Below are 15509 nucleotides of genomic sequence, written 5' to 3' on the forward strand. Positions count from 1 at the left end.
AATCTATAGTAGAAGCAGCGGCAGAACGTTTCATCCTGTCCGTTGAACTTCTGTTCCTTCAAGGTTTATAATAGGAGAAGGTAAAAAGGGAAGGTGTTTTCATGAAGGTTATCATTGCGGAAAAGCCGGATCAGGCCATGAAGCTGGCGGCTCCATTCAAATATAAGAAGAAAGATGGGTACATAGAAGTTGCGCCGAATTCATATTTTCCAAACGGTGCTTTTTTTACATGGGCGGTCGGTCATATTTGCGAGCTTTTATCACCAGAGGAATATAACGATGCATGGAAAAAGTGGTCTGTAGCTGCATTGCCGATGATTCCGGAAAGGTTTCAGTACAAAGTAACAAAATCCAAAGCAAAACAGTTTTACACGATTCGTGACCTTTTAAAAAAGTCAGAGGTAAAAGAAATCATTCACGCGGGCGATGCAGGCCGTGAGGGAGAGCTTATCGTCCGCACAATCCTCCAAACCGCGCACATTACGAAGCCGATGAAACGGTTATGGATTTCTTCGCTTACGGAAAAAGCTGTGAAAGACGGTTTCGCCAATCTACTTACGGAGAATGATACGCGCAATTTGTATTATGAAGCATACAGTCGCGCATGTGCGGACTGGCTTGTCGGAATGAATGCTTCACGGGTTTATACAATTTTAATGAAGCAAAAAGGAATTTCAGATGTATTTTCAGCGGGGCGAGTGCAGACGCCTACATTAGCCTTAGTTGTAAAGCGCGAAAAAGAGATTGCAAGTTTCGTGTCCAAGCCGTTTTGGGAAGTTATCGCTCTATTTGATATGGATGGTAAGCAGTATGAAGGGAAATGGCATAAGGATAATGAAACACGCTTGGATAATCCGGAGATGGCAGCGAAAATTGCAGCGTTTTGTCAAGGAAAGCCAGCGGCAGTGGATGAGATGGAAGTGGAGCGGAAAGAATTTCAACCACCGTATTTGTTTAATTTGTCATCTCTTCAGGCAACTGCCAATCGAGCTTTTAAATTCTCGCCGAAAAAAACATTGGATGTGGCGCAAAGCTTGTATACGAAAGGCTATTTATCCTATCCGAGATCAGATTCCAGCTTCGTGACAAAAGGAGAAGCGGCCGGTTTTTCCGATATTTTAGGAAAGCTCGGTCAGCAGGAAGCGTATAAAGCGTACTTTCCAACTCCAATCGCCTCTATCGCTAACAATAGACGGTACGTGAACGAAAAAAAGGTAACGGATCACTATGCTATCATTCCAACCGAGCAAGTGCCAGACGTAACGAAACTGAGCGGGGATGAACGGAAAATTTATGATTTAGTGGCAAAGCGTTTAATTGCGGCGCACTACGACCCTGCAATTTTCGATTATACAACAGTATCAACGCTTGTAGACGGAAGGGCCGTTTTCATTTCGAAAGGAAAGCAGCAAATTCAAGAAGGCTGGCGCAAGGTGCTGTATGCGGAATCCAGTAAAGAGGACGAAGATGATGTATTGCTGCCGCGTCTGGAAAAAGGCGAAACAGGTGTTGTTGCTGATGTGAAAGTAAAGGAAGGGAAAACGCAGCCGCCAAAACGCTATACAGAGGGGCAGCTTATTACGCTTATGAAAACGGCTGGCAAAGTTCTTGAAGATCAGCAGCTTGAAAAGGTACTGAATAAGGCTGAAGGACTTGGAACTGAAGCGACTCGCGCGGGCATCATTACGATGCTGAAAGACCGCAAGTATATTGATGTGAAAAACAATCAGGTATTTGCGACTGAAAAAGGAACGCTCCTTATTGACGCCATCGGAGAGCAGATTCTCGCTTCACCGGAAATGACGGCACGCTGGGAGCAGCGCCTCGCGGAAATTGGAGATGGCAAAGCAAATGCCGCTTCTTTTATGGAGCAAGCGAAAAAGCTGACTGCAAAAATGATCGAGCATGCAGTTGAGCAATCCAAAGAATGGGATTTCAGCAATGTTGATAAAGAACAGTTTCAGTCCAAGAAGCCGGAGAGAAGAGCCAATACACCGCTTGGCGCATGCAAAAAATGCGATGGTCAAGTAATAGATAAGGGAACATTCTATGGATGCACCAACTATGCGAAAACTAAATGCAATTTTACCATTTCAAAGAAAATCCTCGGTAAAACCGTTTCACAGGCAAACGTGAAGAAACTCATGAAGGATGGGGTAACCAATGTTATAAAAGGCTTTAAGAAGGGTGAGAAAACGTTTGACGCGAAGCTGGAATGGAAAGAGGATAAGGTGCAATTTTTGTTTGAAAAGTAATATATAAATGCAACTAAAAAATTGACATAAAAACGTTTCTTTTAGTTGGAAGAGAACAGCCGAATTGTAAAAATAGTCGGCTGTTCTTTATTTAATAATAAATTTTGTAATGGAGAAAGGTATGTAGTAGCATATCGATAGTATTTCATGGAATTGATGTTATGATAGCTAGATGTTAAGATAATGTAGATGCTCATTAATAGTTACTAGACAAGCTATAAACACCGTACTAAAGTTAGTTTGGTACTTTTTAATCATACATTTTACAACATTGGTTACGTTTATGAAATAATATAAATTCTAAACATACCTTGCAGAAAAAGGGTGAGAATATGAATGATTTTTTGATTGAAAAACCTGTGCCATATTATGAACAATTTTATCATTCAATAAAAAAGATGATATTTGAAGGGAAATTCAAACCAGGTGAACGTATTGTTGAGACCCAACTGGCTAAAGAATTTAATGTGAGTAAAAGTCCGATACGAGAAGCTATACGAATTTTAGAAAAAGAAGGACTAGTGATCGTTGATGAAAAATCAAGAGTTATGGTCTACGAGCCTACTATGAAAGATGTTGAGGAGATTTATTTTTGCCGCATGGCACTTGAATCTTTTGCAGTTGGGTTAACTACTAAAATCGCTACGGATGCTGAGTTAGATGAAATTGAAAGAACTTTGCTGCAAACGGAGCAGGCTATTCATGCTGTCCAAGAAGATAATACTATTATCACTTTAAATGAGTTATTTCACAGTTTAATCATCCAATACACTCAAAACAGTCGATTACAAAAACAACTGAATGATTTAAAATCACTCATGTACTTCTTTCGTATTTTAAACTTCCAAGGAGAAAACCGCGCCGAAATTATTCTAAATCAACATCGTGAAATATTTTATCATATTAAGAAGAGGGAAGAAGATCAGGCCTCAAAGGCAATGATTGATCACTTGAAATACGATCTTGACCATTTAATCGAAGTTCTACCTAAATCAACTGAAACCACGAAGCCATGATTATTAGATCATGGTTTTTTATTTTTTCTTCAAGCCATAAGTAAAATTTCTTCTGTAGTAAAAGTAAAAAGATGGATGGGAAATTTAATATGTTAATGAAAATGAAATGTAAGTATATAGTGGCTTCTGTTCATCAATTAAGAAAGTTATAAAAATTTTTCTTGTATGAAAACCTTCTTTCTTGTAAAATCAAAAACAAGGATACGGTCGACTGCCGACTATATCTTTAGGAACTAAGTTAAATTTCTATAATAGTGAGGAGTTTGATGATGAAAACTTTGAAAATCGCTAACATACCCGGAGATGGAGTGGGAAAAGAAGTTGTTCCAGCAGCGACAAGTGTTTTAAAGACGATATCAGATATTCATGGAGGATTAAAATTTGAGTTTGTAGATTTTCCTTGGAGTTGTGAGTACTATCTAGAGCATGGTAACATGATGCCGGAAGACGGTTTAGAGAGATTAAAAGATTTTGATAGTATTTTCTTGGGGGCAGTTGGTAATATAAATCTTGTTCCTGACCACGTTTCATTATGGGGGCTTCTAATCAAAATCCGCCGTGAGTTTGAGCAGGTTATTAATATACGCCCAGCAAAAATCATTAAAGGTGTTAAGTCTCCTTTGCTAAATCCCAAAGATTTTGACCTGATTGTTGTTCGAGAGAATAGTGAAGGGGAATACAGCTCGGTTGGAGGGAAAATATACCAAGGGGAAGATCAAATTGCCATTCAAAATGCCATTTTTTCAAGAAAAGGAACAGAAAAAGCTATGCGCTTTGCTTTTGAATTAGCATTAAAGCGGAGAAAGCATGTAACCAGTGCCACAAAATCCAACGGAATCTACCATTCTATGCCTTTTTGGGATAGTGTGTTTGAAGATGTTTCGAAAGATTATCCGGAAGTAAGCACAGACTCGCAACATATCGATGCGTTATCAGCATTCTTTGTTACTCGTCCTGAAAGATTTGACGTAATTGTAGCAAGTAATTTATTTGGGGATATTTTGACAGATTTAGGCGCAGCTATCATGGGCAGCGTTGGAATTGCTCCAGCAGCAAACATCAATGTCAACGGGAAATACCCTTCTATGTTTGAACCAGTCCATGGATCTGCCCCAGATATTATAGGGAAAGGCATTGCCAACCCAATCGGTCAAATTTGGACTGCCAAAATGATGTTAGACCATTTTGGTGAGGAAGAACTTGGAAGTGCCTTATTAAATGTGATTGAAGATGTAACAAGTGATGGATTCTTAACACCTGACATCGGTGGACAATGCACTACAAAAGATGTAACAGATGAAATCATTAAACGTCTTAAAGCTATATAAAGAAGATGAATCACTGATTAAAATGTTGATGTCACCCAATTCCTTCAAGAGAGCCTTTTAGCAAAACAATTGGTATTAGCTATTGAAAAAGGGACACTTCTCCTAGAGGAGAAGTCTGTCCAAAGTTAAACAAAATTCATCTATCAATTGTTTGGACTGACAGCATAATTTTGTTTATCATTCATAAAAAAGGAGGTGAATCCTGTGTTTGGAACCGCCAGACCTAACAGGTCGCCATAGACTGTCTTATGCATCTGGCATATGACGAAGGGAAGCCCTTCTCTGATGGAGTGACGTGAGAGTCGCCATAGAAGTGGAGATTTCATCTGGTTTCTCTGCGATTTGGTATGGTTTGATACGATTTCATCAACCAGGCGCTAAACATGAAGGTTTTAATTGCAATTGATTCATTTAAAGGAAGTATTTCTTCTACAGAGGGCAGTAAAGCTATTTCTTTAGGAATAAAAGATGTCTATCATGATGCGGAGATTGTGATTCTTCCTTTAGCAGACGGTGGCGAAGGTACTGTAGAAGCATTGATCCAAGCAACAGGCGGACAATCTATCAAAAAAGAAGTAACAGGACCGTTAAACGAAAAAGTAGATGCTGTATACGGTATCCTAGGAGATGAAAAAACGGCAGTTATTGAAGTCGCAGCAGCATGTGGTTTACCGCTTGTTCCTTCTAACAGACGAAATCCATCTGTTACAACTACATATGGCGTTGGCGAACTTATTTGTGATGCGATAGAAAAAGGATGTCGCGAATTTGTCATTGGACTTGGGGGCAGTGCCACAAATGATGCGGGTGTTGGAATGCTTCAAGCGTTAGGCTTTAGCTTCTTAGATCAACACAATGAGGAAGTAGGTTTGGGAGGACAAGAACTGCAAAATATTCGCAAAATTGATGTGACCCATGTACATCCCAAGTTGAAGGATTGCACGTTCAAAGTGGCATGTGATGTGAACAATCCTCTTTACGGACCAAGCGGAGCCACTTATGTTTTTGGTCCTCAAAAAGGAGCAACAGCAAAAATGGTAAAAGAGCTCGATAAAGGGCTTGAACACTTTGCACAGGTTGTTCTGTATGAGCTGGATACCGATGTTCATAACATTGTTGGAGCAGGAGCTGCCGGCGGACTGGGAGCTGCATTTTCAGGCTTCTTACACGCACATCTCCAGTCTGGAATCGAGCTAGTTTTAGATTTAATTAGAATGGAAGAAAAAATACAAGGCGTCGATTTTGTTATTACAGGTGAAGGAAAATTAGATGGGCAAACTTCAATGGGAAAGGCTCCTTTAGGCGTAGCACAATTGGCACATAGGCACCATATCCCAGTAATTGCACTAGCAGGCGGTATTTCAGAAGAAACATCGATTTTAAACAAACTTGGCATAACTTCTTATTTCTCTATTATGAATGCACCGATGTCCCTTGAACAAGCAATGGATCCGAAAGTTACTTTTGACAATTTACGATTAACTACTAATCAGTTATTTCGATTGATTCAAGCAGTCCGTTAACGACAGTGAAAGCCTAAGCAAACATTGCGGATTCCTCAAGAAAATCGTAACAAGCTGCGATAGGGGAGGCCTTATATCGGCGTATTGATTACGTCCGTTCTTTTGTTAAAATTGGAATTAATCATTAAAATTCAATTCCTTCGGATCAAGCACCAAAAGCTAATTGAATATAGTACAAATATACTGAAGGTGCGATAGATAAATGAAGTATTTGGTTCTGGTGCAAAAACTTCAAGACAGTTGCAAGTAATCTTTAAATCTTGGACATACTGATACTCTATGCTTCTAGGGAGTGATCTTTGCACCAGAACCTAATTTCGTATATATTATGACTAGCTATATGAGGTATTTAGTATAGAATGATTTTAGGAAAGATCACTCATTCGTACTTTGTTTAATAAGTGACTAAATGTTTTAATTTCCTCATCAGTAAAATTTTGAAATTTTTCTTCATAGGATTGATATAACATTTTCTACATCTTTTCAGCAAGTTCCTTCCCTTTGTCTGTTATAGAAAGGTATATGAACCTACGATCTTCTGCGCTTCTTTGTCTAATAACTAATCCTCTTTCTATTAATTTGTCACTAACTGCTGTAATGTTTCGTTTTCATACCGATCACATATCTTTGTAGAGTAGTAGTGTCAGTATGTCCAAATTTGATAGATTTTTTGCATCAAAACTGAACCCTTTAATTTATATTGAAAGCGGTAAAAATAATTTTACAATTATTTAATCTCTTTGTTACGTCTCGGTTATACATTTTAACTATAGTCTATTTAGAATACCTTAACTTTATGATTGAAAGGAGAAACATAATGAAAGTATTAGTGACTGGTGGGGCTGGATTTATTGGATCGCATATAGTAGATAAATTAATAGAGAATAATTATGAAGTAGTAATTGTAGATAACTTGTCAACTGGTAATCCTAAACATTTAAATCCATCTGCTACTTTTTATCAGGTCGATATAACAGAGAAAGACATGGAAACCGTTTTTCTAATTGAGAAACCTAATTATGTTATTCATCAAGCAGCGCAAATCGATATCCAAAGCTCTTTAAAGGACCCTAGTTTCGATGCTAAAGTTAATATATTAGGGACCATCAACGTTTTGGAAAAATGTATTAAATATAATGTAGAGAAGATTGTTTATGCTTCGTCAGCTGCGGCTTATGGAAAACCTATCTACTTAGGTGTGGATGAAAATCATGAGATTAATCCGATATCATTTTATGGTATTTCAAAACACACCCCGGAACACTATATCCAGACTTTTTCACAATTATATGATCTGAAATACACAATTCTCCGTTATGCCAACGTTTATGGTATTCGTCAAGATCCAAAAGGTGAGGGAGGAGTAGTATCGATTTTTGTAGATAAACTTTTGAATAATGAATCTCCTTTTATTTTTGGAGACGGGGAACAAACTAGGGATTTTATCAATGTTAAGGATATTGCTTCTGCAAATCTAGCTGCTCTAAACAAAGGGCACAATAATACTTTTAATATTAGTTGTAATACCCAAACAACAGTTAATGAACTGTTGTCGATGATGAACCAAATTTTAGATAAAAATGTGCGTCCCATTTATAGAGATCCAAGACCCGGAGATATTTTACATAGTTATTTAGATAATCAAAAGGCAAAAACTGTGTTAGGTTGGAACTCTGAGATTGATTTGTATGGTGGATTGAAAGAAACCATACAATATTATTCAAAACAGTATTCTTTATCTTTATAAAGAATAGAAAAAATTAATCTATGGTTTGTAAGCGATCGTGAATTTGGTAAAACAAACGGCGAATAACACGGCTGTCCCGATTTTTCCAATATAAAACGATTTTTCATGCTCAATTTCCGCGAATCTGGCGTAAAACTGGCCATAAAATTTTAACTGTTTATGTAGAAAGGGTGAGACAGCAAGCTGAGTTTGCATGGTTTTTGAATCATTTGTCATGTCTTTGATGAAAGAAATTCCAATGGCAACTGTAGCTCGTGAAGTCCAAAAACACGATACCTGACTCTGATTTCCTTCACAGTCTACTAACAACACATCGATATTCTATGAAAGGCTGTAAGTAGGTTATAAGGTCTAGTAAACTTGTTCTAGCATCAGTATTGAGCGAAGAGCCTCTAGGTTTAACTGGGATTTTATGAACGTTAATTATCATTTTTTACATGTTTGATTCGTAACATGAGCTAGTACCGAAATTACTATATTGTTATTTAACCATAAAACAGAATTTAAATCAATAAATTAACCGAGATAACGAAAAAATGTTTTAAAAAGAGTTTTTATTTTTATGAGTATACTTACCTGTATAGTGTTAATTACATTGGTCCAGGTAAATCAAGGGAAGTGAGTAGATAAATGTCGCAACTAAAAGATCAGTTTTTTGTAGGGCTACAAGTATTGATTGCCTTGATATTGATGACCACGTTCTTACCAAACAAGGTTTTGACCGAAATGAATCCGCATCCTTTTTTCATTGTTATCTTGTATGGAGCGTTGGCATCAGGTCCTTGGGCAGGCGTGTTCACTGGGGCTATTTCATCGTTACTCTATTTGTGTCTATCCTTCTATGCTGTAGGTTTTTCCTTCAATTCGGCTGCTCTTTCATTAGAGGGATTCATGGAGTTTCTTAAAGTGTATCCATCGGCTTATTTTGCACCGTTGCTGTTCTTAATTGTCGGTTATGTTGTTGGTGAGACCAGGTTGTCCTGGCATCGTCGCCTGCAACATGTAAACGAGCAGATGCAATTGTCACAAAAAGAAATGCAAGAGAGTACCCGTAGTTTACAAAAGGCAGAAGAGGCTCTTCTCGAACTTCAGGGACGGATACTAGGGCAAACGGCAAGCATGTTACGTCTATATCAGATGTCCCGAAACTTGAATGCCTTGTCGGTCGAGAAAATTTTCAGTGGAGTAATGGATGTTTTAGAAGACTTACTACAAGTGGAACAGGCTAGTATCTATCGACTAGACGAGAATGGACGCATTGCACAGCTCCTTTTACACAAAGGAGAATCGGTTTTGCCGAATTTGATCGAACAGAATTCACTTTGGCAGAGAACGGTCTCATATGGTAAGGTGCTGTCGTTTGTTGATGTTGAACAAGGTGAAGGTCCGATCTATATGGTTCCGATTCATGTCTCGCGTCACATGTATGCGATGATCGTGGTGCATCGTTTACCACGGATCAAAGTCAATTCCGATTCTCTCAAATTATTATCTATTATAGCAGATTGGACGGGCGCTTCGTTGGAAAGGGTTTACTCTCTCGAGCCAAAATATTTACTTAATGGCGAACGATTTGACGATCTTTTTAAAAACACGATTGTCAGTGAAGATGAAGTAATGGTTTAAGGAGGACAATTGAAAGATGCAAAGCTTATTTAAAACACATAGGTTCCTTCTTAATCCTCTTAAGGGGCAATATGATCGAAAGAGGGAGATTTCTTTACGTCATCTCCCCTCCATTATCGTATTTAGTTGTTTTGTACCAGTCGATATCTTTCTATTCGCGACGTTACTTTATACAGAGATATGGTGGTTGATACCACTGCGGATGATACTTGCTGGATTTGGGGTTTATCTTGCCCAGCCGGTTTCACGTACCCAGGTTTGGTCAAGTAGGCAAACGATGATCTCTTGGACTGTATTGCTCCTGCCTGGTTTGGGAAGCGTGATTGGCGTAGTTTGGTCGTTGATCCCTTCTCACCCTTATGGTGCCTGGGAAGATGTACCTGTTACTTCAGAAACATATCAATCGAAAGTAGATTGGGGAGCCCTGGTCGACATGGTACCGTTAATTGACGTCCTGACGGATGGAGAAGTGAACCAGAAGAAGGAAATGCTTCTTTACAGCCAAGAGTTAGAGGATAAGATAAACGTTCCGATCGTCCGGCATGGATTGGTCGATCAAGACCCTTCAGTGCGTTATTATGCTGCGTCGCTGATCAACCAAGCAGAGGCCGTACATACTGCGGAGATTACTCGTCTGGAACGGTTACTTTCAGAAGGCCAGGCGAACACGGATGCGTGGAACCGACTAGCAGAGGAATATTGGTCGTTGGTCGATGAAGGAATCGCCGGGGAAGAGCTAGGACGCTTCTATCAGGAAAAAAGACTTTATGCTCTCGAACAAAGTCTAGCGATTAATCCTCATCAACCTTTAACTGCGATTCAGCAGGCAGAGGCGTTCTTAGCCTTGGGAAGATGGAAAGAATCGATGCAAGTCGCAGCAAATTGGCTAACATCGCCTGAACGTGATCGAGCCCTTGGTGTGTTACTGGCCGTAGCGTATGAACAAAATGACCAATGGGAGATCAATCGTTTGTCTTTAATGGTTAAGAATTTGGAAGCACTACGCTCCGACGTACGGGGGTTGGTTGAATTGTATCGAGAACGGAGAAAGGATGTACTAGCATGAAGAGGATCAATCGCAAATTATTATACATCATCCTCTTACTCGTTGCCCTGATTCCAGCAATATACCGTTTCAGCAACTTCGCCCTACAAGAGCTGAAGTTGCTGAAAACAGAGACTGTTTCATTTGCGGCGGCTAAGACGGCTTCTCAACCAAACAGCCAGGGCGTACGGTATCTTATCATTGTTAAGGATACCGGCGACGACAAGGAGTTCTCAAAGGTTTTACCCAACTTAAAAATGGCATTTCAATACTCCAAACTGCCGCTTGACGTGATTACTTGGGAGGATTGGAACAAAGCTCCTCGCGATTTGACACCGTATGTACAAGGAGCAGTGATTCTGCTGGCAGAAGACGAGTCGGATTTAAAGTGGGCTGACAAACTGAAAGCTTATACGGAACAGTCAGGTGGTTTACTCGTCAATGCCTGGTCCAGCTCGAATTCTCCGTTGAACGAGTTCTTTGGAATTCAAGGGGAACCTCAATTCGTAACAGGTGATGCCTCGGGTTTACACTGGACGACGAAATTCTACCCTGGATTAAGCGATCAAGATTTAACAAAAAATTACTTGCAGTCATCTTCACTGGACGTTACCCTCAGTCCCGAGATGAAAGTATGGGCGGAGTCGGTAGCGCCAAAACGTGTTCCATACCTTTGGTACGGAGAGAGAGGTCATGGAAGAGTTCTAGTTTACAACTTGACTTCTCTTGCAACGAAGTATTTTCGCGGCGTGTTTATACAAGGAGTGCTAAAGGCACAGCCCGTCTCGGTTAAGGCAAGTGTTGGCGGACAGGTCTGGTTTATTGACGACTTTCCATCTCCGGTCGGAATTAATCAAGTGACTCAGGGGAACAAGACTGGGATGACGGATTATCAGTTTCGACTGAAACAGTTTGATCCCGACATGGAGCATATCGCAAACAAGTATGGTATCCGATTTTCGACAGGCATCATCATGACATATTCAAATAACGTGACCGCACCGTTTCTGATTCCAAAGTATGAGGAACTATATCATTTAGAGTCGATCATTGGCAGGGGGGGAGAACTTGGTCTACACGGTTACAACCATCAGCCATTGGTATCAGGGTATTCGGATAAACTGAGGAAGGAACTAGGTTATAATCCATGGCCATCAACAGATGACATGAAAGGGGCGCTTCAAACCGCTCGTGAAAACTGGCAGCAGTTGTTTAAAACACCTCTCCCAACCATGTATATCCCGCCTTCAAATATGCTGTCAACAGAGGGAGAAAAAACGTTACTTGATATGTTTCCAGAGCTGAAAACGATTAGTTCTATCTATACTAAGGATGTAAATGAAGGTACGTTCGAACAGGAGTTCTTACCTGATCCGAAATTCCCGCAGATTATGGGTACTCCACGAGCATCATATGGTTATATTTTGAATAGCAATCAAAAGTTTGAACTTTACAGCGTGGTCGCAAATCTTGGGATCGTATCTCACTTCAACCATCCAGATGATGTGTTTGATCCAGATCGTAATCATGACAAGCCCTGGACGGAATTACGTGATTCATTTGATTCCGTGGTGGGTGATGTAAATCAACGTTTCGGATGGTTGCGTCCATTAACGGCGACCCAGTTATCGGATGCCCTACGGGTGTATCACGAAGCCCATTTAAATATCGACCGCAGTGAACCAGGGCTGTTGAAAGTATCGGTGACGCCACTTCAAGGACCATTGTTCCTTGAAGTACGAGTACCTTCTCAATCCTCTTGGCACATCAAGCAGGGCGGTTCGATTGTTAAGGAAGACAAAGAATACGGAATTTTGTGGATACGCGTAGACGATCCTAACGTGGTGATGGAGGAGAAACGATGAAAGTAACCATGCTTCTTGAAGGAACCTATCCATATATTCAGGGGGGTGTTTCCAGTTGGATGCATCAGATGATTCAGGCCATGCAGGACTATGAGTTTACGTTAGTATACATTGGTGGGAAACGCCAGTCCCATGCACAATATCGTTATAAATTGCCGCACAATGTCATTGAAGTGCAGGAGATCTATTTGCAGGAAGCAGAATCAGGAAATGAAGAGTTATATGGGTGGAAGAAAAAGGAACAGGACGAGATGGTTCATTTTTTCCAAACAGGAGAATTGCCTTCTGTTGAGACGATATGGAGGTTACGACAGAAAAAATATACGCCAACGGCTGAGTCTGTGCTCCGTTCAGAGTGGGCATGGACTGCATTGCTCAATAGCTATCGTACATTACCGAATACACCTGGTTTCTCGGATTTCTTCTGGAATTGGCGTTCGATGTGGCTGCCGTTGTTGCGGCTGCTACGAGTATCGCCGCCAGAAGGGGATTTGTTATACAGTCCATCTACCGGATATGCTGGTTGGTACGGTGCACAAATACACCGATTAACCGGTCGTCCACTTATCATCACGGAGCATGGTATCTATGCACGAGAACGTGAAGAAGAGATCATCCGAGCCAATTGGATCATCGGTCCACTGAAAGCTTGGTGGAAAGATTTCTTCGATCATTTGAGCAAGGTCGCGTACAGAGATTGTACGTTTCTGACGACTCTCTCAGTGGTCAATCAGCAAGCGCAGTTAAGCTATGGAGCTGATTCGGCAAGGATGCGGCTGATTCCGAACGGAATCAATCTAGAGAAGTTTGCTCAGATAACACCTACATTGAATCGCTCGTTTACGATTGGAGCAATCCTGCGGGTAGTGCCAATCAAGGATGTGAAAACACTGATACGTGCAATGGCTATTGTTGTTACACAGATACCGGAAGCGAAGCTCATGCTGATGGGGCCTCAGGACGAAGATCCGGGATATTTCGCTGAATGTCAAATGTTAATTGAATCATTAGGGATTGGTACGTCTTGCGTATGGACAGGACCTGTTAATATTATGGAATACATGCCCAACCTCGATTGTATTGTTTTGACGTCGATTTCAGAAGGCCAGCCTCTTGTTCTACTTGAAGCGATGGCAGCCGGGATTCCCTGTGTTACTACAGATGTTGGAGCCTGCCGGGAATTAATGAAGGGACTGCCTGGTGAGGACATGCAACTCGGTCGTTGTGGATTTGTTACAAAACTCATGACTCCTGAAGAGACTGGGACTGCAATAGTGGAATTAGCTCGGAATCCTGAACTACGGGCGGAGATGGGATGTATTGGTCGGGAACGGGTAGCTCGTTATTACCAGTTTGATGATGTGATCAAGAAATATCGTGATTTGTTTGAAGAAGCAGTGGGGGGTGCAGCATGGCCGGTATCGGATTTACATTACAGAAGGCACTCGGCAGCAGCAAGAGTGTAAGCAAGAAGTGGCGGTTGTACGGGGCTGCGACGTTTGTAGTGGCAGGTCCCTGGGTGTTGACTCTGACAAGTCTGTTCATCCTTTATTTCTGGAGCAACCATTTTGGGATGACAAAGGAACAGCGAGATCTGTTTTTCGCAACAGTAACGTACGCAACGATGGGATCAAGCCTGATTTCGAACTTGGCGCAATTATTTCTAACCCGTTATCTAGCAGATGCGTTATACGTTAAATCTCATGACCGCTTACTAAGTGGATTCACATCAATTTTTGTATATTGCGGAACGACGGCACTCATTGGGAGTACAATCGGACAGTTGTTTCTGCCGCTGACGTTTTCTTATCGGATCTGGACGGTAGTATTAACTGTCACCCTGACGCTGCTCTGGTTGCTAATGATTCTGCTGTCGGCAGCAAAAGCATACCGGGACATTGCCCGCGGCTTTCTGGTAGGGATAGTCGTCCAACTTATCGTTATAATTACCTGGAGTGTGTGGGTACTGAAAGGTGGACCGGCTCCTAATCCGACAAGGATTCTTGCCGTGTATACGATTGGGCTGGGTTTAACGTTCCTCTGGATCGGAGGAGTGGTCATTAGAGACTTTTCGGGTCGGATTCCTGCACTTTTCGATATCCGCCAGCAGTATAAGTGCTACCCGGAACTGCTCTGGATTGGATTGTTCTATGGATTGACCTTATGGGTGGATAATATTGTCTATTGGTTCTCTGATATTCAGGTCAAAGTTTCTGATTCCTATCTGTTGGCACCAAGCTATGATTCAGCGAAGTTTTTAACACTTCTCGCATTCATTCCTTCTTTTGTGGTGTTCTCTATAAAGATAGAAACTAATTTTTATCAAGTATATCGGCAGTTTTATGATTCGATTGAACGGGGAGCCAATTTGGCACAAATCCAGATTTACGAAGAAGAATTACGGACACTGACGAAGAAAACACTTTTTAGGATAGCAAGGATACAAACAGTTACAGCAGTTCTAGGTTGGGTGATCGCCCAGCAATTTACTATAACGTACCATGAAGTTATCGAAATCTTTCAGTGGACAATTATTGGGAGTATCATGCATATGACATGGATCACCGTGTTCCTACTATTACTTTACTTCGATGCGCGAAAAAGCGCTTTGTGGTCGGTAAGTCTAGGCCTGCTCGCCCTGTTTATTACGACAGAGATTGCCAAATACATGCAGTGGCCAATCGGAACAGGGTACTTATTAGGAACAATATTGATGTTACTGATTGGGCTGCTGCTCCTAAACCAACATTTGAAAAGGTTACTTTACCACTCGTTTTTTAATACGATGGACAGAAGTCTACCACCAGCTGCCCAGCTTATGTCTAAGCAACAGAAAATAGGATTCCCGGTTATCCAAGAACGATCACAAGCAGGGAAAAAGGAAGAATGATGAATGACCAATTGATGAATTTTTATAAAATGACAAAGGGATGATGTAACATATTCAAGGTTTTGTACGGCCAAATAACTTTAGTCTCAGATCAGTCTAAACTTCGGAAAGAGAACTATTCATAGTTCTATCAATACCTAAGCCAATTAGATTCGAATCTGGCTCAGAATTTGCCTACACTTTGTAATCAAGTTTTAGCATCAAACTATTAAAC

Annotated in this window: 11 protein-coding genes; 10 read left to right on the forward strand and 1 reads right to left on the reverse strand. The window is 40.8% G+C overall.

The window, feature by feature from the left end:
* The first annotated feature begins 101 nt into the window (after positions 1-101).
* From H540_RS0124360 to H540_RS0124375, 4 genes are all read left to right on the forward strand, one after another.
* Positions 102-2255, forward strand: a complete 2154-nt coding sequence (locus H540_RS0124360) for a DNA topoisomerase III (protein ID WP_028402778.1) — start codon at positions 102-104, stop codon at positions 2253-2255.
* Between the two features lie 332 nt (positions 2256-2587).
* Positions 2588-3271, forward strand: coding sequence for a GntR family transcriptional regulator (locus tag H540_RS0124365; RefSeq protein WP_028402779.1), 684 nt, complete (start codon positions 2588-2590; stop codon positions 3269-3271).
* A gap of 269 nt (positions 3272-3540) precedes the next feature.
* Entirely contained in the window at positions 3541-4599 is a 1059-nt protein-coding gene (locus tag H540_RS0124370; RefSeq protein WP_028402780.1) for a tartrate dehydrogenase, read from the forward strand.
* A 383-nt stretch (positions 4600-4982) separates the two neighbouring features.
* Positions 4983-6122, forward strand: coding sequence for a glycerate kinase (locus H540_RS0124375; RefSeq protein WP_028402781.1), 1140 nt, complete (start codon positions 4983-4985; stop codon positions 6120-6122).
* Positions 6123-6595: 473 nt separating this feature from the next.
* Here H540_RS0124375 and H540_RS35730 read toward each other — a convergent pair whose 3' ends face one another.
* Entirely contained in the window at positions 6596-6721 is a 126-nt protein-coding gene (locus tag H540_RS35730) for a transcriptional regulator, SarA/Rot family (RefSeq protein ID WP_155891140.1), read from the reverse strand.
* A 218-nt stretch (positions 6722-6939) separates the two neighbouring features.
* Between H540_RS35730 and H540_RS0124380 the strand changes: the two genes are divergently transcribed.
* The 6 genes from H540_RS0124380 to pelG all read left to right on the forward strand — a co-directional run bounded on the left by H540_RS0124380 (position 6940) and on the right by pelG (position 15295).
* The gene (locus H540_RS0124380) at positions 6940-7869 is read left to right on the forward strand and encodes an SDR family oxidoreductase (protein ID WP_028402782.1); all 930 of its coding nucleotides are present in this window, start codon (positions 6940-6942) and stop codon (positions 7867-7869) included.
* A gap of 630 nt (positions 7870-8499) precedes the next feature.
* Complete coding sequence (locus tag H540_RS0124390) at positions 8500-9495, forward strand: GAF domain-containing protein (protein ID WP_028402784.1); 996 nt, start codon at positions 8500-8502, stop codon at positions 9493-9495.
* Between the two features lie 16 nt (positions 9496-9511).
* Positions 9512-10561 carry a tetratricopeptide repeat protein gene (locus H540_RS0124395; protein ID WP_028402785.1) on the forward strand — a complete coding sequence of 350 codons (1050 nt, stop codon included), beginning with the start codon at positions 9512-9514 and terminating at the stop codon, positions 10559-10561.
* Positions 10558-12405: a DUF2194 domain-containing protein gene (locus H540_RS0124400; RefSeq protein WP_028402786.1), complete on the forward strand. Its 1848-nt coding sequence runs from the start codon at positions 10558-10560 to the stop codon at positions 12403-12405. Before H540_RS0124395 ends, H540_RS0124400 begins: the two co-directional genes overlap by 4 nt.
* Positions 12402-13871, forward strand: a complete 1470-nt coding sequence (gene pelF / locus H540_RS0124405) for a GT4 family glycosyltransferase PelF (RefSeq protein WP_028402787.1) — start codon at positions 12402-12404, stop codon at positions 13869-13871. Before H540_RS0124400 ends, pelF begins: the two co-directional genes overlap by 4 nt.
* Complete coding sequence (gene pelG, locus H540_RS0124410; RefSeq protein ID WP_028402788.1) at positions 13817-15295, forward strand: exopolysaccharide Pel transporter PelG; 1479 nt, start codon at positions 13817-13819, stop codon at positions 15293-15295. Before pelF ends, pelG begins: the two co-directional genes overlap by 55 nt.
* Positions 15296-15509: the final 214 nt, after the last annotated feature.

Source organism: Ectobacillus panaciterrae DSM 19096 (assembly GCF_000430785.1).
GTDB lineage: Bacteria > Bacillota > Bacilli > Bacillales > Bacillaceae_G > Ectobacillus > Ectobacillus panaciterrae.